This window comes from Mesorhizobium sp. M1348, from assembly GCF_040317925.1.
Lineage (GTDB): Bacteria > Pseudomonadota > Alphaproteobacteria > Rhizobiales > Rhizobiaceae > Mesorhizobium.
In genome coordinates this window covers 22,794-47,711 of the sequence record NZ_JAMYLH010000007.1, presented here as the reverse complement: position 1 = coordinate 47,711, position 24,918 = coordinate 22,794, and the positions used below count along the sequence as shown (strand labels likewise).

The 24,918-nt window shown below is 63.9% G+C and carries 18 protein-coding genes and 2 pseudogenes; 5 read left to right on the top strand and 15 right to left on the bottom strand.

Annotation, left to right across the window (positions count from 1 at the left end; translation table 11 throughout):
* The first annotated feature begins 35 nt into the window (after positions 1-35).
* Both NKH13_RS14375 and NKH13_RS14370 read left to right on the top strand, forming a co-directional pair.
* A complete protein-coding gene (locus NKH13_RS14375; protein WP_352717823.1) occupies positions 36-1,217 on the top strand; it encodes an MFS transporter in 1,182 nt (393 codons plus the stop codon).
* Positions 1,218-1,266: 49 nt separating this feature from the next.
* A complete protein-coding gene (locus NKH13_RS14370; RefSeq protein ID WP_352717825.1) occupies positions 1,267-1,695 on the top strand; it encodes a GNAT family N-acetyltransferase in 429 nt (142 codons plus the stop codon).
* Here NKH13_RS14370 and NKH13_RS14365 read toward each other — a convergent pair whose 3' ends face one another.
* From NKH13_RS14365 to murA, 9 genes are all read right to left on the bottom strand, one after another.
* Positions 1,696-2,826: an anhydro-N-acetylmuramic acid kinase gene (locus NKH13_RS14365; protein WP_352717827.1), complete on the bottom strand. Its 1,131-nt coding sequence runs from the start codon at positions 2,824-2,826 to the stop codon at positions 1,696-1,698.
* Between the two features lie 5 nt (positions 2,827-2,831).
* Positions 2,832-3,833, bottom strand: a complete 1,002-nt coding sequence (locus NKH13_RS14360) for a serine hydrolase domain-containing protein (RefSeq protein WP_352912850.1) — start codon at positions 3,831-3,833, stop codon at positions 2,832-2,834.
* A 70-nt stretch (positions 3,834-3,903) separates the two neighbouring features.
* A complete protein-coding gene (locus NKH13_RS14355) occupies positions 3,904-5,652 on the bottom strand; it encodes an ABC transporter ATP-binding protein (RefSeq protein ID WP_352717831.1) in 1,749 nt (582 codons plus the stop codon).
* Positions 5,649-6,488, bottom strand: a complete 840-nt coding sequence (locus NKH13_RS14350) for an ABC transporter permease (protein ID WP_352717833.1) — start codon at positions 6,486-6,488, stop codon at positions 5,649-5,651. The genes NKH13_RS14355 and NKH13_RS14350 overlap by 4 nt, the downstream gene beginning before the upstream one ends.
* Positions 6,488-7,447, bottom strand: coding sequence for an ABC transporter permease (locus NKH13_RS14345; RefSeq protein WP_352717834.1), 960 nt, complete (start codon positions 7,445-7,447; stop codon positions 6,488-6,490). Before NKH13_RS14345 ends, NKH13_RS14350 begins: the two co-directional genes overlap by 1 nt.
* A 34-nt stretch (positions 7,448-7,481) precedes the next feature.
* Positions 7,482-9,002: an ABC transporter substrate-binding protein gene (locus NKH13_RS14340; RefSeq protein WP_352717836.1), complete on the bottom strand. Its 1,521-nt coding sequence runs from the start codon at positions 9,000-9,002 to the stop codon at positions 7,482-7,484.
* A gap of 98 nt (positions 9,003-9,100) precedes the next feature.
* A complete protein-coding gene (murQ, locus tag NKH13_RS14335; RefSeq protein ID WP_352912930.1) occupies positions 9,101-10,024 on the bottom strand; it encodes an N-acetylmuramic acid 6-phosphate etherase in 924 nt (307 codons plus the stop codon).
* A gap of 185 nt (positions 10,025-10,209) precedes the next feature.
* Entirely contained in the window at positions 10,210-11,100 is an 891-nt protein-coding gene (locus NKH13_RS14330) for a glucosamine kinase nucleotide-binding domain-containing protein (protein ID WP_352717838.1), read from the bottom strand.
* Entirely contained in the window at positions 11,097-12,353 is a 1,257-nt protein-coding gene (murA, locus tag NKH13_RS14325; protein WP_352912849.1) for a UDP-N-acetylglucosamine 1-carboxyvinyltransferase, read from the bottom strand. Before murA ends, NKH13_RS14330 begins: the two co-directional genes overlap by 4 nt.
* Before the next feature lie 185 nt (positions 12,354-12,538).
* On the opposite strand from murA, the gene NKH13_RS14320 reads away from it, so the two are divergent.
* The 3 genes from NKH13_RS14320 (at position 12,539) to NKH13_RS14310 (ending at position 15,682) form a co-directional block, all read left to right on the top strand.
* Positions 12,539-13,387 (top strand): MurR/RpiR family transcriptional regulator, encoded by an 849-nt coding sequence (locus NKH13_RS14320; protein WP_352717842.1) that lies wholly within the window; start codon positions 12,539-12,541, stop codon positions 13,385-13,387.
* 243 nt (positions 13,388-13,630) lie between these two features.
* Entirely contained in the window at positions 13,631-14,740 is a 1,110-nt protein-coding gene (locus NKH13_RS14315) for a carbohydrate kinase (protein ID WP_352717844.1), read from the top strand.
* A 12-nt stretch (positions 14,741-14,752) separates the two neighbouring features.
* The gene (locus tag NKH13_RS14310; protein WP_352717845.1) at positions 14,753-15,682 is read left to right on the top strand and encodes a pseudouridine-5'-phosphate glycosidase; all 930 of its coding nucleotides are present in this window, start codon (positions 14,753-14,755) and stop codon (positions 15,680-15,682) included.
* 35 nt (positions 15,683-15,717) lie between these two features.
* On the opposite strand, the gene NKH13_RS14305 is transcribed toward NKH13_RS14310, so the two are convergent.
* The 6 genes and pseudogenes from NKH13_RS14305 to NKH13_RS14280 form a co-directional block, all read right to left on the bottom strand.
* Entirely contained in the window at positions 15,718-17,118 is a 1,401-nt protein-coding gene (locus NKH13_RS14305) for an FAD-binding oxidoreductase (protein ID WP_502914566.1), read from the bottom strand.
* Between the two features lie 183 nt (positions 17,119-17,301).
* Positions 17,302-18,546, bottom strand: coding sequence for a VWA domain-containing protein (locus NKH13_RS14300; RefSeq protein WP_352717847.1), 1,245 nt, complete (start codon positions 18,544-18,546; stop codon positions 17,302-17,304).
* Positions 18,539-20,796, bottom strand: a pseudogene (locus NKH13_RS14295) (DUF5682 family protein). Before NKH13_RS14295 ends, NKH13_RS14300 begins: the two are co-directional and overlap by 8 nt.
* A gap of 4 nt (positions 20,797-20,800) precedes the next feature.
* Positions 20,801-21,880: pseudogene (locus tag NKH13_RS14290) on the bottom strand (ATP-binding protein).
* A gap of 20 nt (positions 21,881-21,900) precedes the next feature.
* Positions 21,901-23,334, bottom strand: a complete 1,434-nt coding sequence (locus NKH13_RS14285; RefSeq protein WP_352717848.1) for a DUF5691 domain-containing protein — start codon at positions 23,332-23,334, stop codon at positions 21,901-21,903.
* Positions 23,331-24,731, bottom strand: a complete 1,401-nt coding sequence (locus NKH13_RS14280) for an SWIM zinc finger family protein (protein WP_352717850.1) — start codon at positions 24,729-24,731, stop codon at positions 23,331-23,333. Before NKH13_RS14280 ends, NKH13_RS14285 begins: the two co-directional genes overlap by 4 nt.
* Positions 24,732-24,918 lie beyond the last annotated feature (187 nt).

Sequence of the window (24,918 nt, the reverse complement as noted above, 5' to 3'; positions counted from 1 at the left end):
ATTGATACAGAATTTAATACGGCCATTATTGCCATATGTCGAACAGTGATCAAGTCGCCACATTCGCAGCGGCCCCCAAGCCGCCAATTCCGGCACTCGCTTACCTGCTGACTGGGTGCATCGCCGTGATCGGCTCGAACTCGCTGGTGCTCGGTCCGATCGCACCGGCTGTGGCCGCATCCTTCGGCACAAGCGTGCCGGCAGTCATGATAGCGTCCGCTGCCTTCGGGCTCGGTACGTCGGCAAGCGCCTTGTTCCTGGCGCGCTACATCGACCGGCTCGGCGCCCGCCGCATGCTGCAAGGGGCGTTGCTGCTGCTGGCAATTGCGCTCGTCGCCAGCGCCGCTGCGCCGACCGTGACGGCGCTGGTCGCGGCCCAGCTTCTCGCCGGCATCGCAGCAGGTGTCGCCATGCCGGCGATCTACGCCAGCTCTGCCGCGATTGCGCCGCCCGGTCGTGAAAGCGGCACCATAGGCGTCGTGCTGACCGGCTGGACGCTAAGCATGGTCGCCGGCGTTTCGCTGTCGGCCGTACTTGCCGATCTGGTGCATTGGCGCGCCGTTTTCGCGGCGGTCGCGGTGCTGGCAGCACTCGCATTGGCGAGCCTGTCTCTGACGTCGCTCAGCGATGTCAGGAAGAGCGGTTCGGCGCCGACGCCACTGGGCGCTTTGGCCGTTCCCGGCATAGTGCCGCTTCTGGTTGCCTGCGCCGCCTTCATGACCGCGTTCTACGGTGTCTATGGCTATCTCGGCGATCACCTTCACAACGGCTTGGGACGGCCGGTCAGTGCCAATGGGCTTGCCGCGCTCGCCTATGGCGCCGGCTTTGGTGCGGCGGCACTTCTCGACGGCGTCATCGACCGCCTGGGCGCGCGGCGTGTCATGCCGTTTGCCTACCTGCTCGTCGCGGTCGTCTATGTCGCGATTGCTGCGGCAAGTGGCAGCTTCGGCCTGACCATAGCGATGATAGCCGTCTGGGGCCTTGCCAATCATTTCGGGCTGAACGTCCTGGTGATGCGCCTGTCGGCGCTCGACCCTGCGCGCCGCGGCACGATCATGGGTTTGAACAGCGCGGTGACCTATCTTGCGGTGTTCGTCGGCACCACGGCGTTCGGACCGCTTTATTCCACATTCGGTTTTGCGGCATCGGCGGTGGTTGCAGCCTTGCTCATGCTGATCGCTGCTGCGGCAGCGGCGTGGCGTTCACCGAAGCTGTAGCGCAGCAAGGCTTGCGTCTCGGTCCGGTCCTTCGATAGATGCTCGTTGGATGGACAATACAACGCTTGAGACAACCGGCGATCCCTTGCCGCACGAGCTGGCTTTTCTTGGAGAGCGGCTTACGGCGTTCAACGACGGTGATGTCGGTGCCTCCGGCAGGAAGACACTCGCCGTGTTCGTGCGCGATGAGCGCGGCGCTATTGTCGCCGGCATCTCGGGATACACCGCCTGGGGCTGGCTCTATGTGCAATGGCTCTGGGTCGATGAAAAACTGCGCGGCCAGCATATGGCCGGCAGGATGCTCGAGGCGGCCGAGAGGGAGGCGATCGCCCGCGGCTGTCACGGCGCCTGGATCGACACGTTCAATCCCAAGGCTGCCAAGGCCTATGAGCGCCAGGGCTATCTGCCCTTCGGCGTGCTTGCCGATTTCCCCATTGGCCGCAGCCGTATCTTCCTGCAGAAGAAATTGTCGGCTTAGTTAGCCGGCAAGGCGTCCGCCGCGCATCGGCCGGGCCACGCCGGTCGTACTGGGGAAGCTGATCGGCAAGCCCCTGAGCACGCGCACTGCCAGGAACGCAAAACACTCCGCCTCCACCGCATCGCCCTTCCAGCCGAGCGCCTCGGCCGGAACCGCTTCGACGCCAGCGCGGCTGGCAAGCATGGCCATGATCGTTGGATTGTGGCGACCGCCGCCGCTGACCACCAGCCGCTTCGGCCGGCGCGGCAGAAGATCGAGCGCCTTGCCGACGGCGGCCGCGGTGAAGGCCGTCAGCAGGGCAGCGCCATCCTCGGCATTCATCCCGTCCGCCATCGAGGCGCCGAAATCGAAACGGTCCAGCGATTTCGGGTAGGGTTTGGTCAAATACGGATGCTGCAGGAGCTTGGCCAGCCGTGCCTCGTCGACCGTCCCGACGCGCGCCAGCGCGCCGTCGCGGTCCATTTCGCCGAGCCCCTTCGATTTGATGAAATCGTTCAGCGGTGCGTTGGCGGGCCCGGTGTCGAAGGCAACAACATTGTCCTTGCCGTCCCACCAGGTGATGTTGGCGACGCCGCCGAGATTGAGCACCGCCGTGTCGCCGCTGGCGTCGGCTTCGCGCAGTAGCGCGGCGTGATAGGCGGCCGACAGCGGCGCGCCCTGGCCGCCGGCGCGCATGTCGGCCGAACGGAAGTCATAGGCGACCCTGGTGCCAAGGATGGCATGCATCAGCTCGCCATCGCCGAGCTGGCGAGTCTGGCCGAGCCGGCCGGCATGCGGGGCACGGTGCAGCACGGTCTGGCCGTGGAAGCCGACGACGCCGATGTCGGCCATGATCAGGCCGTGGCTTTCGACAAGATCCTTGACCGCATGAGACTGCGCACGCGTCAGCGCCTCTTCGGCCTCGCGGAAGATTGCCGGTTCCGGCCCGGTGAAATTCCAGCTCCTTGCCTGGCCAAGCGTCTCTTCCAGCAAGGTCCGGATCGACTGCGGGTAGGGGGCCAGCGTGTAGGTGCCGAAATCCGCGATCCGTTCGCCGTCAGTCTTGATCAGCGCGACGTCGATATTGCCGTCCAGCACGGTGCCGGTCATCAGGCCGACGGCCCACATTGGTTCGCCATTTTTCGGATTCATGACTCTCAGGCTCCATTGACGAGATCGCCGACCGCTTGGCGAAGCGCTGCGATCCCGCTGTTGAAATGACGTGTCGGATGGATCCGGTTGGTGAGCAAGGTCCACGCTCTGCCTTTGTCGAAGTCGACCCAAAGCCCGGTGCCGGTGAAGCCGGTATGCCCGAAGGTTTCGGGGCTGCACAGCCCGCCGCCGGACCAGCCTTCGTAGGGTCGCTCCCAGCCATGGGTGCGGGTTGCCGACAAGGGCGTGCGCATCAGCGCTATCGAACTCGCGGATGCGCCGGTCCCGTCCAGCAGCCCTCGCGCAAAGTCGAGGACCGAAGCTGCCGTTCCGAACAGCCCGGCGTGACCGGCCCCTTGCAATGCCGAGCAATTGTCGTCGTGGACTTCGCCGCAGAGCACACGACGGCGCCATGTGCAATCTTCGGTCGCCGCCGCTTGATCCGGTTCGGCGGAGAACGCGAAGCCCGGACCGGGATCCATTTCGCGAATGGTCTTGCCGGACAGGCGCTCCAGCACGAAGCCGAGCAGGATGAAGTTGATATCGGAATAGACCGGCTCCCCGACCTGCCACTCGCGCTGCAGGACAAAGGCGCGCAACAGCTCGGGATCGCGGCCGTAGGTGTAGATCGGCGCGACGGCGGGAAACGGTGTCTGATGGCCGAGACACCGGCGAAACGTTACGTTCCGTTCCCAGGCTTTTTCGTCATATTGGCGAAAGTCGGGCAGGACCGAAATCAGCGGCGCGTCGAGGTCGATGACGCCTTCTTCCGCCAGTGCCAGGATACGCGGCGTGGTGAAGATGACTTTGGTCAGCGATGCCAGGTCGAACCATGTCCCGACATGCATCGGCCTTATCTTCGGCACGACTTGGGCTGAGCCGATTGCCCGGACGATGCGTTCGCCGTCCCGGTCGACTATGCCGAGCACGCCGCCCGGAATGCGCGACGCAGCCACGGCCGCTTCGAGCGGGGCGAATGCGCGGTCGAAGAGATCATGGTCGATCAATTGCGGCCTCCGTCTGAAAGGCAGCGAGGGGGCTGTCCGTCTGACTCTGCATGCTTTCGGGTGATAATCATCACACGTCCAACCGTGCTCTATGATCCGGCCCGAATTGCTGCCAATTGGCCGGGCCCGGCTCAAATCCCAGCGGCCGTACAAGCGAGGGGACCTGGCGCGTGTCCAGCTCGAAACGTTCATGCCGCCGGTCTATGGAGGGAACGGCCGCGATAAGCTGTTTGGTATAGGAGTGCTTCGGCTCCGAGAGCACCGATCTGGCATCGCCGATCTCGACGATCTGGCCGGCATAGATGACCGCGATGCGATGGGCGATCCGCTCGACGACAGCCATGTCATGCGAGATGAACAGATAGGCCAGCCCGAATTCACGCTGCAGCTCGATCAAGAGCTCCAGCACCCTGGTCTGCACCGACACATCGAGCGCCGAAACCGCTTCGTCGAGGACGACAACCGAAGGATTGAGCATCAGCGCGCGAGCGATGCACAGGCGTTGCCGCTGGCCGCCGGAGAATTCGTGCGGATAGCGCTGCAGGCTGTTTTCCGGAAGGCCGACGCGTTTCAACAGCGCGGCCATTTTCGCCCGCGTTTCAGCAGTTATCCGTCCGCCGGTGGCGATCACCGGCTCTGCGAGGATGCTTTCGATGGTGAGTCTGGGATTGAGCGAGCCATAGGGATTCTGGAACACCATCTGCACGGGAAGGGCGCTCTGCCCGGCGGCGGCCTTGCGCGCGCTGGCCGAGATTGTGCCGCGCGTCGAGCGCACCAGCCCCAGAATCGCGCGGGCGGTGGTGGACTTTCCGGAACCGCTCTCGCCGACGACCGCCAATGTCTCGCCCGGCATCAGCTCGAAATCCACACCGTCCACTGCGTGCACGGCACCGGTGACACGGCTGAAAAACCCAGCCTTGACCGGAAATCGCACTACGAGGCCATCGACCTTCAGCGCCGGCTCGGCAGCTTTTTGCTTTTCGCGTTGCGCGTCCCTGCGTGTCGCACTGCCGCCGGCGAAATGCGGCACCGCATGCAGCAGATGCCGCGTATAGGGATGCTGCGGATCGTCCAATATCTGGTTCAGCGCGCCCTGCTCGACAGCTTCTCCGCTTTGCATCACCATGATCTTGTCGGCGATGCCCGCAACCAGACCGATGTCGTGGGTGATGAAGATCATCGACATCCCGGTTTCCTGCTTCAACTCGGCGAGCAGCGCCATGATCTGCGCCTGCACCGTAACATCCAGCGCCGTCGTTGGCTCGTCGGCAATGAGCAGGCGCGGGTTGCACGCGAGCGCCATGGCGATCATCACCCGCTGCAGCATGCCGCCCGAAAGCTGGTTGGGCGTGTATTTCAGCCGCCGTGCAGCGTCGGGAATACGCACGCGGTCGAGCGCGTCCTTGGCCGCCGCCGTCGCTTGCCGACCGGTCAGGCCGCGATGCAGGCGAAACGATTCCTCGATCTGCCTGCCGATGGTCAGCACCGGATTGAGCGAGCTCATCGGCTCCTGGAAGATCATGCCGATTTCGCCGCCGCGGATCTTCGTCAGTTGCGGCTCGGCCGCGGCGGTCAGGTCGAAAATGCTGTTGTCGGCCCGTCTCAGCTTGATCGAGCCCGCGGTGATGCGGCCGCCGCCATAATCGACGAGGCGATTGATCGACAGCGCGGTGACCGACTTGCCCGAACCGCTTTCGCCGACGATAGCCAGCGTTTCGCCATCGGCGAGCTCGAAGCTGACGCCGCGCACGACCTCATTGGCTTTCGGGTTGCGGCCGAAGCCGACGCGCAATCCGCTGACGGACAGCAGCGGGATCATGCGATCGATCTCCGCATCTTCGGGTCGAGGACATCGCGCAACGCATCGCCGAGCAGGTTGAAACCGAGGATGCTGATCATGATCGCTACCCCCGGGAAGATCATCAGCCAGGGAGCTGTCTCCATCAGATTGCGGCTGTCGCTCAGCATCAGGCCGAGCGACGCAGCGGGCGGCTGCGTGCCGAGCCCGAGGAAGCTTAAGCCGGCTTCGGTCAGCAGTGCCCAGGCCAGCGCCAGCGTCACCTGAACCGTCAGTGGCGCCACCAGATTGAGCAGCAGATGCCGTGTTACGATATAGCCCGCACTGCTGCCGAACGTGCGGGCCGCGTCGACGAACTCGCGCGCCTTGAGCGACAGAGCCGGACCTCGCACGACGCGCGTGAAGATCGGCGTGTAGACGATGGCGATGGCAATGACGCTGGTCGAGATTCCCGGTCCCGCAACCGCGACGATCAGCAGCGCCAGCAGGATCGCCGGGAACGCCAGCAGAACGTCCATGATGCGCATCACCAGGCCGTCCCAGCGGCGCCCGAACCAGGCTGCCGCCAGCCCGAGCACGGTGCCGGCCAGTGTCGCGAAGGCGACCGAAAAGAAGGCCACGATGAAGGACTGGCCGATCCCGGTCATCAGCCGACTTGCTACATCGCGGCCGAACAGGTCCGTGCCCATCCAGTAGGTGCCGTCAGGCGCATGCAGCCGCTCGACCCGGTGCTGCGTCAGCGGATTGTCCGGCGTCAGTCCCAGCATGCCAAGCATGGCAAGCAGCAGATAAAGCGCAACGATGGCACCGCCGATGCGGCCGCTGGTGTGCGCAAGTATAGCCCGCAATGTCGCCATCAGTGCTCGCTTAGCCGAATACGCGGGTCGAGCGCGACATAGGCGAGGTCGACGAGGAGATTGACGATCATGAAGTTGAAGGCGATGAACAGCACGCTTCCCTGCACCAGCGCGTAGTCGCGCTGCAGGATGGCATCCAGCACCATGCGGCCGAGACCGGGCAGTGCATAGATCTGCTCGACGATGACTGCTCCGCCCAGGAGATAGCCGAACTCTATGCCGCTCAGCGTCACGACCGGGATGAGCGCGTTGGGCAAAGCATGCCGCCAGATGACGTCGCGCGCCGAAACGCCCTTGCTGCGCGCCGTCCTGACATAATCGTCGCTGAGCACATCGAGCATCGCCGAACGCGATATACGGGTCACCGAAGCCGCGAAGGCAAAGCCGAGCGTCACGGCGGGCAGCAACAGCTGGCCGAGATTGCGCAGCGGATCCTGCCACAGCGGCGAAAACTCACCCATCGCCGGCAAAACGCCAAACCCCGCCGACAGCGTGTAGATGATCAGCAGGGCAAGGACAAAGTTCGGCGTCGACTGCCCGATCATTGCGACAACGCGCACGCCGAGGTCGGACAGCTTTTCATTATGAGTGGCGGCAAAGATCCCGGCCGGCATGCCGACAACCAGGGCGATGACCATCGACAGCAGGGCGAGCTCCAACGTTAGCGGGAAACGCTCGAGGATGACGTCGAGCACCGGCCTGCCATAGGTGGACGAAATGCCGAGGTTACCTTGGAAAAGACCAAGCAGCCAGCGCCAGTACTGGATGAACCAGGGCTGGTCGATGCCGAAATAAGCTGCAAGCGCATCGCGCTGCTGCGGCGTCAGCAGGCCGGCTTCGGTCCCCAGCATTGCCGTGATCGAATCGCCCGGAACCATCCGGATCGCCAGGAACACCACGATGGACACGCCAAGCAGGACGAGAGGGAAGGTCGCCAGTCGCCGCATCAGATAGTTCACGCGAAGAATGTCCTCTCGTCCGGCATCGAAGCAGCTACTGGATCGTCACCTTGGCGAGGCTGAACAGCGAACCTGTCGGCACCGGTTCGAATCCTGCGATATTCTTCTGCTGTGCCGTGTAGCTGTAGGACGTGTAGAGCCAGATCCAGGGCGACATCTCAGTGATGTGCTTCTCGAAGTCGGCGAAGATCGCTTTGCGTGCTGCCGGGTCGGTCTCGGTGCGGCCCTTCTGCATAAGGCTGTCCAGCGTATCGTCGATATAGTTCGCCACCTTCTGCAGATTGCCGGTCTTGGTCCAGTAGCGGTTGTACATAGTGTAGGGATCGGCCCTGCCGCCGTTCAGCGCGACGGCCATGTCGAAATCGCCCTTCAGCCAGGCGTCGACGTAGACGTTGAGCTCCATCATCCTGATATCGAGCTTCACGCCGATTTCTGCGAGTTGCGACTGGATGACCTGGGCTTCCGCCGCTGCCGTCGGCGGCTCGCCGGTGGCGCCGATCACGGTCGCCGAAAAGCCGTTGGCATAGCCGGCTTCGGCCATCAACCGCTTGGCCTTCCCAATGTCGCGCTTATAGCAGAACAACTGGTTCGGATCGGTCGCCAGCGCCGGGATGGTCAGCGGGCCGGTGATCTTGCCTTCGCCGAGCGAGGCGGTGTCCAGCACTTCCTGCCGGTCGATGGCGCAGGAAATCGCCTGACGCACCTTGAGTTCGGTCATCGGCTTGCGGGAAGGATTGAGCTGCAGCACGTGATAGGCAAGCACCGGCACGCGGTTCAACTGCAGGCTGGCTTCCTTGGGCACCAGCGTGGCGACAAGCGGATCGTTGAGCAGGGCAAAATCGATCTGCTTGGTGCGCATCGCGGCCAGGATCGCCGTCTCGTCCGGCAGCACGCTGATCTCGATGCCGTCGACACCAGTCGCGCCGCCCGCCCAATCCTTGTTGGCGACAAGCACTTCCTTGGAATTCGGATCCCATTTCTCGAGCTTGAACGGACCCGAGCCGACCGTCGTCGTGCCGATCGAGCCGGCCGTGATTTCGCTTGCCGGGACGATCGCCGCATTGACGTCGCTCATCGCCGTCAGGATCGGCACGTCCGGCTGCGAGAGGTGGAACACGACGGTGGCTGGATCGGGCGTGTCGATGCTGGCGATCGAGAGAAAGTTGGCGCGGGCGGCAGCACCCGTCTTCTCGTCGAGTATGCGCTCGAACGATGCCTTGACGTCGGCCGAGGTCACGGCGGCGCCGTTCTGGAATTTTGCTTTCGGATTGAGCTTGAAGCTCAGCTCCTTGCCGTCCGGCGAGAACTGCCAAGAATCGGCAATCGCGGGCGTGATTTGCAGGTTTGCGTCGAGCCGCACCAGTGGCTCATAGATCAGCTCCAGCAGCCGCAGTGAGGAGAATGCCGTCTGCTTGTGCGGATCAAGACCTGTGGCGTCCTGCGACCACGCCATATGCAGCGTCGCCGCGCTCGCCCGCACCGGTAGCGCGGCGATTCCAATCATTGCCGCGAGCGTCATGCCGGAAAGCAGTTTCTTGCCAATGTGCCGTACCATTGTCGTCTCCCATTATCGTTAACCTGATGCCTTGCAGTTCGCCGGACCGCTTCAAAGGGACACACGCCCCGGAACATCGGCCCAGTATCCATGCGGTCTTACACCGTCTTTTCGCCTATCGCCTTGCGCAGGAAACCTCCCGCGTTGGCAAGCGCCTTACGTGCTTCTTCGACGCCCACGCCGGTGATCGTCACCAGGATTGCCAGTTTTACATCATTGCCGGTCTGATCGAGTGCCTGTCGTGCCTGCTGCGCCGCGCAGCCGGTCGTCTGCATCACGATCCTGATCGCCCTGGCGACAAGCTTCTTGTTGCTCGGATTGAGGTCAACCATCAGGTTCTGATAGCTCTTGCCGATGCGGATCATGCTGGCGGTAGACAGCATGTTGAGCACCAGCTTTTGCGCGGTTCCCGATTTCAGCCGGGTCGAGCCGGTGAGAACCTCCGGGCCAACCACCGGAGAGATGGCAATATCGGCAATGCCGGCAATGGTCGATCGAGGATTGCAGGACAGCGCCACGGTGGTGGCTCCCACCTCCTTGGCATAGGTCAAGCCGCCGATGACATAGGGTGTGCGTCCGCTGACAGCGATGCCAACCACCACGTCGCCGGCGGTCAGCTTGATGTCCTGCAGCGCCTTTATTCCCTGTTTCGGATCGTCCTCGGCGCCTTCCGCAGAGTGCATCAGCGCGTCGACGCCGCCGGCGATCAGGCCCACCACAATGTCCTCGGGTACGCCGAAGGTCGGCGGACATTCCGAGGCGTCGAGGACGCCGAGCCGGCCGCTGGTGCCGGCGCCCATATAGACAAGACGTGCCCCCTTCTGGAACGCACTCACGATCCGGTCCACGGCCGCAGCAATATCGGGGATGACCTTCTCGACGGCTGCCGCAACGCCTTTGTCCTCGTCATTGATCTTGCGCAGCACCTCGAGGGTCGGCAACAGATCGATGTCCATCGTCTTCGGGTTCCGGTCCTCGGAAACCAGCCGCTCCAGCTCCGACATCAACCCTTGTTCGACCACTTCGCTTACTTTCAAGTGCGACTGCGAGCAGGACTGTGATGCCCGCGGCAAGCGGCGTCCAGTGCCTGCACCTGGCCGTCGGCTCCGTACCGGCCGTGCCGGTTCTGTTTCGTTAACTTTTTAGAATTCGATATTCCCTCTGTCAACGGAAAGCAGGAATATTATATTCCTTGCCGGGCAAGGCATCACTGGCGGCAGAGCGATTTTCTGGCCAGGATTATGGCTCCCGAAACCGCATCGCCGTCGGCCGGCTTCAGCCGTCGGCGGACGTCGGGAGCGAGCCATGGCTCAAGCGGGCTGGACAAACCTCCGAGCAGCGTAACCCGCGGCGCGCCTTTTTCGAACAGCACCCGCACGAACGTGTCGATCTGCTCGGCAGCGCCCTGCACGATCCGCCGACCGGCCGGATCGCCCTGGTCGGCATGGCGGATCACCATGGGCGCCATGGCGGCATAGTCCGTCGCGCTGGCGCGGTCCATCCAGGCCACCGCCTCGAACGGATCGTCCTTGAAGCGCTGCATCACCTCGGCCAGCAGCGCCGTCCGCTCATGCCGGCCGTCATGGGCTCGCAAGGCAAGCTGCACTGCCTTCAGTCCGAGATCAGCGCCGCTGCCCTCGTCGGAAATCGGAAAACCGTAGCCGCCGACGCGCAGGTCGCGCCCTTCGACAAAGCCGAGCCCGATCGAACCGGTCCCGGCTATGACGATGGCGCCGTCTTGACCCGAATGCGCGCCAAGGCAAGCCGCGACGCCGTCGCTGACGAAGTCGATGCTCGCAAAGGGATGTCCAATGCCGCGAAACGCCTCAAGCGCACCCTTACGGCCGATGCCGGCAAGACCGACGCCGGCGCGGATCCCGGCGATTTCCGCCGCCGCGAACCCTGCTTCTTCGATAGCCGCGCCAAAGGCCTTGGCAACGGAGGCCCAGGCCGCCTCTATACCGAGCCGCGTTGTCGCCGGGCCCGACAGCCCTTGCCCGAGCACGATTCCTGCTTCGTCTTCGATACGCGCCCGGCAGCCGGTTCCGCCGCCATCGACGCCCAGGAAATAATGCGGAGACGCCGCGCCGGAACTCATCCACTTATCCGCTCGATCTGGGCGCCACACAGCCGGAGCTTGCGGTCCAGTTGCTCATAGCCACGGTCGAGGTGGTACACACGGTTGATCGTCGTCTCGCCCTCGGACACCAGCGCTGCCAGCACGAGCGAGACGGAGGCGCGCAGGTCGGTCGCCATCACTTGCGCGCCCTTCAGCTTCTCGCCTCCGCGCACGAGCGCCATGGTGCCTTGCAGCTTGATGTTGGCGCCGAGCCGCATCAGTTCGGGCACATGCATAAAGCGGTTCTCGAAGATAGTCTCGCGCAACAGCGAAGCGCCCTCGGCACAGCACATCAACGCCATGAACTGCGCCTGGAGATCGGTCGGAAAGCCCGGATAGGGCTCCGTCGTCACATCGACGGCTTTGAGTGGCCCGTCTCTCGATACGATCAGCCCGCGGTCGCCTGGCCATATTTTCACGCCGGCTGCTTCGAGCAGCTGGACGACGGATGCCATGTGCTCGAGCCGGGCATGGGTCAGCTCAAGCTGACCGCCGGTGATAGCCGCTGCGACGGCATAGGTGCCGGCCTCTATCCGGTCCGGGATGATGTCGTGCGTGGCGGCGCGCCAGTCGGTGCTGCCCTCGATCAGGATGCGGTGCGTGCCGGCGCCCTCGATCCGCGCGCCCATGGCGTTCAGGCAGGCGGCAAGATCGGCCACCTCCGGCTCGCGGGCCGCGTTGAATATCTCGGTCTCGCCGTTTGCAGTCGTCGCCGCCATCATCGCAGTTTCGGTCGCGCCGACCGACGGTGAACTCAAGACGATGCGCGCGCCTTTCAGTCCGCTCGGCGCAGACGCGACGATCAGTCCGTTTTCGATCGCGATATCGGCGCCAAGTGCGGCAAGTGCGGCGACATGCATGTCGACCGGCCGTGCGCCGATCGCGCAGCCGCCAGGCAGCGAGACCCGGGCATGGCCGAAGCGGGCAAGCAGTGGGCCGAGAACCAGCACCGTCGCGCGCATGCGCCTGACTGTATCGTACGTGGTTTCCTTGGACACGGCAGCGCTCGTGGCGATCGTGGCAGCATGCGCCGATCGGGTGATCTCGGCGCCGTGGAGCCTGACGACGCCAAGCATGTTCTCGACATCGGTCACGTCAGGCAGGTTGGTCAGCTGCAGCGAATAGGGGCTGAGCAACGCCGCCGCTATTTGCGGCAAGGCCGCGTTCTTGGCGCCGGAGATCGTCACCGCGCCCTCAAGCCTGTGCCCGCCGACGATCCGCAATTTGTCCATGGCTCTGACCTAATCCCGAGCTGTCGCCGAGTCTACGATCTTTCATGGCCGAATCGTCGACATGCCGAAGGCTGGGCCGAAACCGCACCGGTCGAGATTTGATGGTTCATTCTTGGCTGTCAATCAGAGACGGAATAATTTATTCCTTGGCTTTGCATTGTCGATGACAGGCAACGGGGGAACGCATGTCCGTCCTGAAGAAGATCGAGGCCAAGCTCGAAGTCATGGCGCCCGGCGACCGCGAGATCGGGCGGTATATCGTCGATAATCCCGACCAGATGCTCCGCCTATCGACGGCGGGGCTTGCCGCTGAGATCGGCCGCAGCCAGTCGAGCGTCGTCAAGTTCAGCCAGAAGCTCGGCTATGCCAGCTATCAGGAGCTTAAGCTCGCCGTCAGCGAGGCCAAGTCGCAGGAATGGCACGTGCCGGCCGGCATGATCCACGGTTCGATCGAGGTCGGCGACAGCTATCTGGTCATCCTGCGCAAGCTGATCGGCAGCAAGCTTTTGTCGATGCAACAGACCGTCGCGGCCAACACCGAGCAGGAAATCGGCAAGGCCCTGGAAGCGTTGAACGGTGCGCGCCGCATTCATTTGGCCGGCGTCGGCGCATCCTCGCTAGTGGCGCGCGATTTTTCCTACAAGCTGATGAAGCTCGGCCGCAACGTGCTGCACGACAGCGACAGCCATGTGCAAATGGCCAATGTCTCGACGCTTGGACGAGGTGACGTGCTGTTCGCGCTCTCCTATTCCGGGGCGAGCATCGAAACCCTGCGGATAGCTGAACTTGCCCGCAAACGTCGCACCACCGTTATCGCCGTCACCGGACTTCGCGACAATCCGCTGAGCCGGGTTGCCGACATTCGCCTCCACACGATCGCCGATGAAGAGCGCGCGCGCTCCTCATCGATAACCGCGCGTGATGCACAACTGACGCTAACCGACCTGCTGTTCATCCTGCTCGTGCAGAAGCAGCCTGACGCCAACGAATACGTCCACAACAGCGAACTGGCCGTCTCGGTGCTGAAGGCTTAGCGGCCTTCGCAGTTTCGCGTAAAGGCACTCAGTCCTCCCCTGGTCCTGCACGCCGCCAAGAGCAAGTTTCGCCCTCTTTGGTGAAGTACCTTTCTTCAATGCGTCGCAACCGCTCTCCTCGTCAGGCGGCCACGGAGTCCGCTGGCGGGCGCCGGTGGCCAATGCGGCGGAACAAACAAATGTTGACAACAGCATCTGTTGTCTGAATATTGAAAGCCTTGAATTTGACGGCCGGATAAAACAATGGACGACCTTGGAGCACAGGAACAAGCGGTTCTCGACCTCATTGCGGCGAACCCATTCGCCGGTCAGCAGGACATAGCAACGGTGCTCGGCATCGCCCGCTCGACGGTCGCGGCCCACATCGTGCAACTCGTCAACAAGGGCTACATTCTCGGCCGTGGTTACGTCTTGCCGACGTCCAAGCGCATGGTCTGCGTCGGCGGCGCGGTGCTCGACCGCAAATACCACGCCAAGAAGGATCTGATTTTCGAGACGTCGAACCCGGTCGACGGCTATCGCAGCTTCGGCGGGGTTGCCCGCAACGTCGCCGAAAACCTTGCACGCCTCGGCGTCGACATAAGCTTCGTCTCGATCGTCGGCGACGATGAAACCGGCCGCTCGCTGGTGCGGCACCTGCGCGATCTTGGCGCCGATGTCAGTCAGGTCATCACCACCACGGAACGGCCGACGGCCGAATATGCGGCCATCCTCAACCGCAACAATGATCTCGTGCTCGGCATTGCCGACATGGAGATCTTCGATCTGTTTTCGTCGTCCTATCTCGACCGCTTCTGGCCGCATCTGGCTTCAGCGACATGGGTGTTCATCGACTGCAATCTGCCGGCTGCGACCCTCGCAGCACTGATCTCGCGCAAGCAGGGCGCGCGCTTCAAGCTCGCCGTCGACACGGTCTCGTCGCCGAAATCAGCGCGGCTGCCGAAGGACCTGACCGGCATCGACCTTCTGTTCACCAACCATGACGAGGCCAGTACGATGCTCGGCATGACGGATGCCGACAAGCGGCTGACGCCGGAGGAGGCAGCGGCAGCGCTGCGCGCGGCCGGCGCTGGCGAGGTGATCGTGACCGTAGGCGCGCATGGATTTGCCGTTGCGACCGAGAGCGGTGTGACGACCATGCACTCCGTCCCGGCCCAGCCCGTCGACATCACCGGCGCCGGTGACGCGATGATCGCCGGCACTCTGTACAAGGTGCTTTCGGGTGAGCCGCTCGCTCATGCCGTGCGCACCGGCGCGCTGCTTGCCACGCTGACTACCGAGAGCGAATCCAGCGTCCATCCTGATCTGTCGCCGCGCTTCCTTGCCGCCGGCATGTACCGCATTCCTGCCTGAAAGCGAGATGATATGAAACCTTCCCTTGTCCACTTGAACGACGAAGTCGCTGCCGCGCTTGATGAAGGCCGCGCGGTGGTGGCACTGGAATCGACTATCATCACCCATGGCATGCCCTATCCGGCCAATCTGGAAACTGCCCGTGGTGTCGAGACGGTGGTGCGTGAAAACGGCGCCGTGCCCGCCACGATCGCGGTAGTCGCCGGCAAGATTAAGGTTGGCCTCGATGACCGTGAACTGGAAGAGCTGGCAGCGGCAAAGGGCGTGGTCAAGGCTTCCGGGCGCGATCTCGCCGCCATAATGGTGCGTGGTGGCTCGGCCGGAACCACCGTCTCGGCGACGATGCGGATCGCCGCTTTAGCCGGCATCGGCATTTTTGCGACCGGCGGTGTCGGCGGCGTGCATCGCGGCGCCGAAGCCACTTTCGATATCTCCGCAGACCTGACCGAACTCGGCCAGACCGGCACGACCGTCGTCTGCGCCGGAGTTAAGTCGATCCTCGATATTGCGAAGACGCTGGAATACCTGGAGACCCAGCGCGTACCGGTTATCGCATACCGGAGCGACGATTTTCCGGCCTTCTACACCCGCTCCAGCGGGCTCAAGGCCGATCATCGCCTCGACACGCCCGACGAGATCGCGCGAGCGATGCTGCTGCATGATGAGATGGAATCCGGCACCGGCATTCTCGTCGCCAACCCAATCCCCGAAGCGGACGCGCTCGATCCGGCGTTCATCGACGGCACAATCGCAGCGGCCGTGGCTGAGGCAGAGAAGCGCGGCATCGGGCGCAAGGAACTAACGCCGTTTCTGCTCGCCCGCATCAACGAGCTTTCGCAAGGCCGCAGCCTGAGGGCCAACATCGCGCTGGTCCGCAACAACGCCGCGCTCGCCGCCCGCATCGCGGTGGCGCATGCGGAATTGAAGAGCGCGACCAGATAGAGGCAGCACCCCGCCAGCGCTACCGGCCTTCGATTTCAGCCCGGCGCGAGGTCGAAGATGCGCCCGGCATTGAGGATGTTGTTCGGGTCGAAGGCTGCTTTCAAGCGGCGCATAGCCGCGATCTCTGCATCGCTGCGCACCAGATGCAGCCATTCCTTCTTGTCGAGGCCGATGCCATGTTCGGCCGAAACGCCACCGCCAGCGCCGGCGACACCGCGGTAGACGACGCTGTATGCGGCCGCCGGATCCACGGTGCGGACCTGATAATGCAGATTGCCGTCGCCGAGATGGCCGAAGACGTAGATGTCGGCGCCCCAGTCGATGGCCTTGATGGCGGCTTCTGTTTCGCGCAGGAAAGTCCCCATTTTCGCCAGCGGGATGCTGACATCCACGCCAATCAGGCCCGCCATCGAAAACAGGAAACGGTTGGCCTCTTCTCGCACCGCCCAGAGCGCCCGGAATTCGCGCGGCGATTGCGAGACGACCACATCGTCGATCACGCCATCTTCAACCGCCTGCATCAGCACCGCGGCAAAACGTTCGCCGTCGCGATCGGGCTCGCTGCCCTGTATCTCGGCAAGCACATAGACGGGCGAGCCGGCGGGCAGCGGCGCCGGCGCCTCCATTCCGGCGATCATGGCGCCATAGAGCGGTGCGAAATTCACCTCATAGGCCGACAGCAAGGGCCCGAGCTTCCGCCTGAGCAGCGCCAGCAACGTGATCGCTGCGTCCAGCGAAGCAAGCGCGCAGAAGGCGTTGATCTCGGTGGCTGGCTTCGGATGCAGCCGCAGGCATGCGCGCGTGACCACGCCGAGCGTGCCCTCGCTGCCGATGAACAATTGGCTGAGGTTGTAGCCGGAGTTGTCCTTCGCCAAACCCTTGAGCGAGGTCAGGATACTGCCGTCGGCAAGCACCGCTTCCAGGCCAAACACCTGGGCCCGGTACATACCGTAGCGCAGCACGCGCATGCCGCCGGCATTGGTGGCGACATTGCCGCCGACCGTGGCCGTGCCGCGCGCTCCGATGTCGACGCCGAACAGCAAGCCGGCCTCATCGGCGGCGTCCTGCACCGTTTGCAGCGGCGCGCCGGCCTCGGCGATGATGGTCGCCGCCTCGCGGTCGAGAGCTTCAACGGAAGTCATGCGCTCCAGCGACAGCACAGCTTCGCCGGGTTGGATGCGAGCGCCGCCGGCGAGCCCGGTCCGGCCACCCTGGATCACAAGCCTCTGCCCCGCCTCATTGCAGAGGCGCAGTATGTCCGACACCTCGCCGGCAGTGCGCGGTCGCAGCACGACCTCCGGCCGCGCACCGGTCTTGCCGTCGGGGTCTTCCCTGTAACGCGGCCCGGCCTCATCGGCCGAGACGATCGCCGACCGGTCCAGCCGACCCTCAAGTCGCGAGAGAAGCTCGGCGGTTCGCGAGGAGAGGGCGCTCACGGATGCTATTGGCGCGCAGATAGCGATGCGACGCACGCGAAGACCGGCGAGGATTGCAGGAGCGGCTTGACGCGAATTTCGCTGGAAAGAAAAAGTGCGGAAAACCCGCCAAAAATACAGTCAGTTGCTGTCGCCATGCGCCGCTCCTGTAACAGGTCGACCATAGGCGGGGACCGCGTTTTGTCAAACTATGGCAGTTGGTGACGCCTCCGCCTCGGCGCGGACCAGCTTGATATCGGCGGTCGCCGCCCATACTCCGATATCCGCACGGCGCAAGGCCGCAGCCATCATGTCCGGAAACAGATCCGGCGTGCAGGCGAAGACGGGAATACCAACGGCTGCTACCGAGCCTGCCATTGTGGGATCGTAGCCGGGCCGGCCCTGATCAGTCAGCGCCAGAAGCACGACGACATTTACGCCGGATCGAACCAGCGCTGCCAGTCGCCTCAGCAGTTCCTGGCCATCACCGCCTTCATAGAGGTCGGTGATCAGCACCAGATGCGACTTGGTGGGCCGTTCGATACGGTCGGCGCAATAGGCGACCGCCTGATTGATGTCGGTGCCGCCGCCAAGTTGCACGCCGAACAGCACCTCGACGGGATCGCTGAGCTCTTCGGTCAGGTCGACGATCGCCGTATCGAAGCAGACAAGCTTCGTGCGCACAACCGGCAGCGAGGCCATCACCGCCGCGAAGATCGAGGCGTAGACCACCGAGCTTGCCATCGAGCCGGACTGGTCGACGCAGAGAACGACCTCATCCAGATCGACAAGCCGGCGCTGCTTGCGCATGAAGCCGACCAGTTTCTCCGGCACGATGGTCTTGTGCTCGGGTTGATAGTGGCGAAGGTTCGCCGAAATAGTGCGCTGCCAGTCGATATCGCGTGCACGCGGGCGGTTGGTTCGTCTCGATCGATCGAGCGCGCCGCGTATCGCCTCGGCGGTCTTCTGCTCCAGCTTCTGCATCAGCTTGGCGACGATATCGGCAATGATCGTCCGGGCAATGTCCTTGGTCTTGGCCGGCATGACCGAGCGCAGCGAAATCAGGTCGGCGACGAGATTGACGTCCGCCTCGATCGCCTTGAGGAATTCCGGTTCCATCAGCATCTGCTTCAGGTCCAGCCGTTCGAAGGCGTCCTTCTGGACGATCTGGACGACCTGCGCCGGAAAGAAGGAGCGGATGTCGCCCATCCATTGCGCGACGCGCGGCGCCGACCGGCCAAGGCCGCCACGCCGCTTGCGCGGGTCGGCAGAAGCGGCGCTAACGCCGTCGCCGTAGAGAGCGTCGAGTGCCGCCGAAAGCCGTTTGTCGTCGCTGGAAAGTGCCCCAGACGTTTCGTCATCGGCGCCGATCGCCAGTCGCCAGCGGCGCTCCCTTCCGCCATCAGCAGTGAGCGGGCCGGGTTCGTTCATTTCGGCCTCGTCATCCATTGCCGGTTTCTCCGTTGAGCAATGATCCAAGCAGCCCCAGGTGCCGGCGCCATGCCTCGCCGCCATCCGGCGTCGGCGTCAGGCCAGCCGGCAAGCGCGCGGCGCGGCCGAGGACCGCTTCGATCAGCCGGCGGCGTTCCATGCTGTCCAGATTGGAAAAGACGCGGCGCAGCAACGGCAGGTGCGCGATGAAAGCATCTTCGTCCAGGGATCTGAGCCACCCATCGACCGCACTGCGCAGACCCTCGTCATAAATCAGCCGTTGACCGGCTGTGCTGAAGAAGCCTTCGAAGAACCCGGCCGCTTCAGTGACAGGCGTCCCCGGTGACAGGCGTCGCCCGAGCAGCCCGGCAGCGGCTTCGGCGGACAGGCGACCGGCTTCATACAGCAGGTGTGCGGCGCACCCGGCCAGCAGCGCCGTCGACCGTGACGCCTCCAGCACGACCGCCAGCCCGTTGCGCCACCCATCCAGTACGTCTTGGCCGGGTTCGACCAGCCTGATCGCCTCATTGGCCTTGCGCATCGCACCAACCAGTGTCGCGGCGGCCTGCTCGTCCAGATCGCGCGCAGCATAGGGAAGCGCGATCGCACCTTCGACGATCAGCCGCTCCATGAGGCCGGACAGCCGGTCCGTCTGCGTTTTGCGGGCCTCGCCGTAGCGGATGATTTCGGCGAGCGGCGGCACCGACGCCAGGATCTCCAGGCATTCACTGCTGCGCGCCGCGCGTGCCTCCAACGCCGTGAGGCCGGCAGTAGATGCTTCCGACAAGTTTGCCGTGATGGCGCTCTGGACCAGTCCCGCAAGCGTATCGAGCGTCGCCGCAGCATTGATCATCTGGATCAGGCGACCGTTGGCAGCCTTTTCGATGATCGGACCGTAAATCAGGTTCTCGACCAGACGAACGGCATATTCCGGTTCCCACGCTAGGGTCCACCGCTCGCGGAAGGTGCCACGGCTGCGACCGGCATCGGTCAGTCTGCCCCAATGCACACCGAGCACGTTCAGCCGATGCAGCAATGTCGAGCGGAACAGCCCGCTTTCGCTTCGCAGGTCGACCGACAGTTCCCGTTCAGCGCCTCAGGCTTCAGGCGCGCCGCCCTCTGGTTACGCTGGAGATCCTCGATCAGCGGCGCCAGCGGTGTGTCGGGCGGAATTTCCCCGACGTCCGAACCCAGAAGCAGCTCGGCCTCAACCAGCCTCCACAGCAACGCTTCGCCGTTGAAGAGGGCCGCAATCGCGGCGTCGCGCAATTCCTCAAACCCGGGTTTCGGCCGCTCGCGAATGGCGGCAAGCGTCCGGGCGAGCCGCTCCGCTTCGATCAGCGAGGCGGTCGAGATCAGGTGACCCTTCGCCCGCAGCACGGCGGCGATCGTCGCAAGCCACAGGGTCGCCACATCGCGCCGGCCGCGCGTGCGCCAGAGATGCTTACACCAGCCCGGTGCGACGACGCCCGCGCCATAGCCGTATCCCAGCGCCAGGCGCGGTCCCGTCCACGGTGCCCATGTCATTGTGGTCTTGCGCCGCGCAATTCCCTTGATCAAGACCTGATCGTTTTTTTGAGTGTGGGTGGTCTGCAGCGCCGGCACATGCCATGCCCCGCAGACGACGGCGATCGGCCCGTCGAACTCCTTGCGCGCCGCGGCGATTTCGAGCCGCATATGCGCCTCGCGTTTTGCTTCGAGCTGCGCGATCGGACCCTCGCCATCCCGCAGTGTCGTCATCGCATCGGCGATGGCGGCAAATATGGGGCCGGGTTCCGGGTTCTGTTCAATGATGTCCGACCACCAGCTTTCTCCATCCTCATAACCGGCGGCGTGCGCCAGCATGGCTATCGGATCACGCGGTAGCGGAGCCGCGTCACCATTCTCGGGGGCTTGGATAGCTTCGGTCGCATCGGCGTCCTCCGCGCCACCGATCGCAGCAGTGGTGAACCGTGCCGATGACGGCAGGTCGATAAACTGCAACGTCGCCTTATTGCCCACAGCCCAAAGCACCGCCTGGTATTCGGGCGAGAACTCGGCGAAAGGCCAGAAGCTTGTCGAAGCCGGATCCTCCTCCGGATAGCAAAGGAGCGCCACCGGCGGCTGCATTTCGGGGCGGGCCAGCATGGGCAGAAGCTCAGAGGCGTCGATCGGCCCCTCGATCAGCACGGCGACCGGGTTCAAATCCTGCAGTGCCTGCACCAGGCTGTCGGCGGAACCCGGCCCGTGATGGCGTATCCCGAAATAGGCAATGTCGCCGTGGCCCATGGCGTCAGATCGCTGCGTTCAGCGCCGCGTAATAGCCGGCATAGTCGGGCCGCTTCTTGAGCACCGTTTCCAGATATTCCTCCAGCACCACCTTGTCCTGCACCGGATCCTTCACGATCGCGCCGACAAGGCTGGCGGCGAGACCTTCGGCGCCGAGCTTGCCACTGTCGAACCACGCCGCCTGGCTGAGCCCGCCAACCATCGTGGCGATCGCTTCTGCGGTCGACAGCGAGCCGGAAGGCGTCTTCAGCGTCACCTTGCCGTCGGCAGTCGCGCCGGAGCGCAATTCGCGGAAGATGGTCAGCACACGGGCGATCTCCTCGCCGACGTTTTTCGGCACCGGCAGGTCGAGTCCGCCAGCCATCTCGTCGACCCGTTTGGAGACGATCGCCACCTCTTCGGCCATGTCTTCCGGCAATGGCAGCACCACGACATTGAAGCGACGCTTGAGCGCCGAGGAGAGCTCGTTGACACCTTTGTCGCGGTTGTTTGCCGTGGCGATAATGTTGAAGCCGCGCTGGGCGTAGATCGAGGTGTTCAATTCCGGGATCGGCATCATCTTTTCGGAAAGCACGGTGATCAGCGTGTCCTGCACGTCCGAGCCCATGCGGGTCAGTTCCTCCAGCCGGCAGAGCTTGGCGTTCTACATGGCTCGGTAGAGCGGCGTCGGCACCAACGCTTCCTGGCTCGGGCCCTTTGCCAGTAGCTGCGCATAGTTCCAGCCATAGCGGATCTGGTTCTCGTCGGTGCCGGCCGTGCACTGCACGATCAGCGTCGAGTCGCCCATGATGGCGGCGGCAAGATGTTCCGACACCCAGGACTTGGCGGTTCCGGGAACGCCGAGCAGCAAGAGTGCTCGGTCGGTGGCGAGCGTCGCTACCGCGGTTTCCATCAACCGGCGGCGACCGACATATTTTGGCGTTACCAAGGTGCCGTCACCGGCCTTCCCGCCTGGCAGATAGGTCAGCACAGCCTGTGGCGACAGGCTCCAGCCGGCAGGCCTCTGCCGATCGTCATCGCGCGCCAGCGCCTGCAATTCCGAAGCGTAGGCCTGCTCGACCGGGAGGCGGATGGCTGCGTTCATTTTGCTGTTCTCCGGATTGGTCATGTGTTGGTTCCAGGCCCCGCCAGTGATGTGTTGAGACGTAGAAGCCCGAGTGAAGGAGCCGCGGGCGGCACGCCCGCCGCGGCCATGTCGTCGATCAATTTCGCTGCCGTGGTCGCGGTGGCAAGGAAGCCGATCGTCTCCAGTACATCGTCGAGACCCCGCCGCGCGGCGTCGTCTTTTCCGCCGGCGGCGGAACGCAGTGCGGCGAGCGCCTGTCCATTCGTCAGGTCGTCCCATTCCAACCAGTCGGCATCGATGCCTTCCGCCAGGTTGATCATGCCAAGATAAGTCGTCTCCTTGAGGATCAGCCTGATGAGGACACGCTTTCTGCGGCTGTCCAGGCGGGGAATGAGGTGAAGCACGAACAGTGCCGGTTTGCCGCCTTCGGCGATAAGCGTATCCGCCATCTGCGTAAGGGCGGCTTCGCTCCCTGAGGCGGCGACCATTCGTGCGATCAGGATGTCGGCTTTATTGTCGGCGCCGAATTGCCAGCCTCCTATGAATTCGGCTTCCGTAGTGTTGAACCGTTCGGTAAGGTCGACGAGGTTGCATATCTCGAACAGTTCGGCGCGGCGTTGCTCCTGCGCTTGGGATTTTAGTTTTGCCGGAGTGTAGATCGTCCGGCGGCGGATGAAGCCCGATCTGCCTTCAGTGATAAGGGCGGCGAGCTCGGCTACGGGATCGTCCGGTCCACCGTCGCTCGGGCGAACGTGCTCTCCTAATCTTGCCAGCAGCCGGCCAGCCAGTTCGCGCACCTTGCCGGACCTGTCGACGGAAAGGCTTTTCAGGAAAGGCGCGTCCTCGGCACTCAGGCCGAAGCGCATAAGCTCGACCAGCGCAAGCCTGACTTCCGCCGGTTCGCCCGACGCCTTGGCTTCGATCAACATTCGAGCCGATGTCGGGTCGGTACGGCGCATATCGGCAAGGGCCAAGCGTCGCGCGGCGGGATAGAACTCATCCCAGTTTTCCGCCGTCAGTTTCTCTCGTGGGGCATGTCTTTCCCCGTCCACGCTTGCTTGCCAGTCTACCCATGGTGCGTAGACGTCAGGACAGGTCTGATCCGAGGGCATCCAGTCCATGGGATGGAGCACAAAGCCGCGGCTGGCGACGAGCGCCGCCACGCGTGTCTTTCGCCTCGCGTCGGCGGCGTGCTTCAGAGCGGCTCTCAACAACGGGCGAAATCGTGCCGGCAGAATGGGCAGGACAAGTCTGGGCAGCGGCGGACGACGATTGAGTGTCGTCGGCGCGGCCGGCCGCAGCGCGACGTCGAGCGCTTGTGCTGCGATTGCCAGGAGCCGGCGCTCCTGTTCGTCGGGACTTGCACTGCCGGCGATTGCCTTCCATCCGGCCGGAGCCAGATCGAACGTAGCACCGCCGGTGATCCAGCAATCGCGCATTGCCGCCAGGCCTGTTTGCTCGCTTTCGTTCACGCCAGATCAAGCCTCCCAAACTCGCTTTGCGCCGCCAGAAGCTCAAGCCGGGCGCCGTTCCAGAGCGCTGCCGTGGCCGCAAGGTCGAGGCCGAGCAAGGTTTGATCTACCGCGCCGGCGATCGGCAAGGCGATCTCCTGCGGTTCATCCTCCGCCTGCCACCATGCCATGCCCCGATCGTCGAGCAGGATAGCGCCGGGCGGCAGCATGAGGGGACAATCGGCGATCCAGGGCGCGGCGTCCTGATGGGAAGCATGCGTGGCGAGCGGATCCTTCGCGGTGCCAAAAGCAAAATCGGGCCACGCGCCGGGCGCAACTTCCCCCATGCGCTCCGCCACCAGGGCGCGGAGCGGCATGCGTGATGGATAAAACACCAGTCGGGCATTGAAACGGTCGCCTGGTGCAAAAGCGTTGGACCGGCGCCCGGCCGAAGCCGGGAAAAAGTCGAGCAGCACGGCAAATTGCGGGGTGGCGCTCTTCAAATCGAGCAGCCAGGTCGAATGGCTGACCAGACCATCGCGGCGGCTCTCGATCTTCTCGCCGAGAACTTCCCAGAGGCTTTCAACCTGTCTTGCATCCGGACTGCTGAGAACCTGTTCGCGGGGTTCAGACGTCGATACGAGGCGCTTCAGCTCGGGGTCGTCGGGCGCCGCCCGCCACGCCTTTGCCAGCAGCACGAGCTTGCCGAGCTCGCGGATTGCCGCATCAGACCGTTCCTCGCTGCGCAGCCCCATCAGCCGCGACGGAATCTCGTCGATACGGCCGGCGAGCGCGGCTGCCTTCATATCGACCAGCCGCGCAGCAATCCGCCGGCAACGGTCGCTGCTGGCGTCGACAAACCCGGACAGACCGAGCCGTAACTGGTCGGCAATCCACTGGTCAAGCTCATCGAGCCCAGCCGACACTGCTTCTCGTGTGCTTTCCGCCCGCTTGCGCTGCGCCGCCTCGCGACGCTCCAGCGCCGCGATATCTTCAACGGCGGTGCTCTCGTCTGCTTGTGCGGCTTCGCCGATGCGCTTGGCTTCCGCGCCGGGTACCGGTTGCGCCGGCTGTGGCGTTGTCTTCCTGCGTCGGCCAAGCCAGTCATTCACCCATTCCGGCGTGGTATTGGCAGCGGCAAAACTGGCTGGCGCGGTGGCAGCAATCCACATCAGGGCCAGCGTGTGCTTGCATGGGAATTTGCGCGAGGGACAGGTGCATTTGTAGCCGTGATCGCCCGTGTCGACCACCACTCGATAAGGATTGGAGCCGGAGCCCTGGCATTCGCCCCAGATGAGCGCCTGCTGCTCATGCTTTTCGAGCCGCGGCCAGTTCGTTCGTTTGGTGAGCTTGGAGGCGGCGCTCAGCGACGCCTGATCGGGAGCAAGCGCCTCAATGGTTTTCAGATCGAATTCCAAGCCGCGTTTCTCCCCGCCCCGACGCAGTATAGATAGCGGTTTGTGAAGAATTATTATAGCTCTGGCATGGTGAAGATCGGCATGCCTTGGCCCTGTTTTGACGGGCCAGGACATGCCTCAGACGCAAATGGTGTCGACTGTTATTCGGCAGACAGAACGGGCTTTGATAGCCGGCGGCCTAGGCGGA

What these genes read in the sequence shown, in the direction of transcription:
- NKH13_RS14315 (WP_352717844.1), top strand. Translation starts at nt 13,631, where the DNA reads ATGGACGACCTTGGAGCACAGGAACAAGCGGTTCTCGACCTCATTGCG.
- NKH13_RS14375 (WP_352717823.1), top strand. Translation starts at nt 36, where the DNA reads ATGTCGAACAGTGATCAAGTCGCCACATTCGCAGCGGCCCCCAAGCCG.
- NKH13_RS14355 (WP_352717831.1), bottom strand. Translation starts at nt 5,652, where the DNA reads ATGATCCCGCTGCTGTCCGTCAGCGGATTGCGCGTCGGCTTCGGCCGC.
- NKH13_RS14365 (WP_352717827.1), bottom strand. Translation starts at nt 2,826, where the DNA reads ATGAATCCGAAAAATGGCGAACCAATGTGGGCCGTCGGCCTGATGACC.
- NKH13_RS14320 (WP_352717842.1), top strand. Translation starts at nt 12,539, where the DNA reads ATGTCCGTCCTGAAGAAGATCGAGGCCAAGCTCGAAGTCATGGCGCCC.
- NKH13_RS14300 (WP_352717847.1), bottom strand. Translation starts at nt 18,546, where the DNA reads ATGGATGACGAGGCCGAAATGAACGAACCCGGCCCGCTCACTGCTGAT.
- NKH13_RS14370 (WP_352717825.1), top strand. Translation starts at nt 1,267, where the DNA reads ATGGACAATACAACGCTTGAGACAACCGGCGATCCCTTGCCGCACGAG.
- NKH13_RS14350 (WP_352717833.1), bottom strand. Translation starts at nt 6,488, where the DNA reads ATGGCGACATTGCGGGCTATACTTGCGCACACCAGCGGCCGCATCGGC.
- NKH13_RS14340 (WP_352717836.1), bottom strand. Translation starts at nt 9,002, where the DNA reads ATGGTACGGCACATTGGCAAGAAACTGCTTTCCGGCATGACGCTCGCG.
- murA (WP_352912849.1), bottom strand. Translation starts at nt 12,353, where the DNA reads ATGGACAAATTGCGGATCGTCGGCGGGCACAGGCTTGAGGGCGCGGTG.
- NKH13_RS14310 (WP_352717845.1), top strand. Translation starts at nt 14,753, where the DNA reads ATGAAACCTTCCCTTGTCCACTTGAACGACGAAGTCGCTGCCGCGCTT.
- NKH13_RS14330 (WP_352717838.1), bottom strand. Translation starts at nt 11,100, where the DNA reads ATGAGTTCCGGCGCGGCGTCTCCGCATTATTTCCTGGGCGTCGATGGC.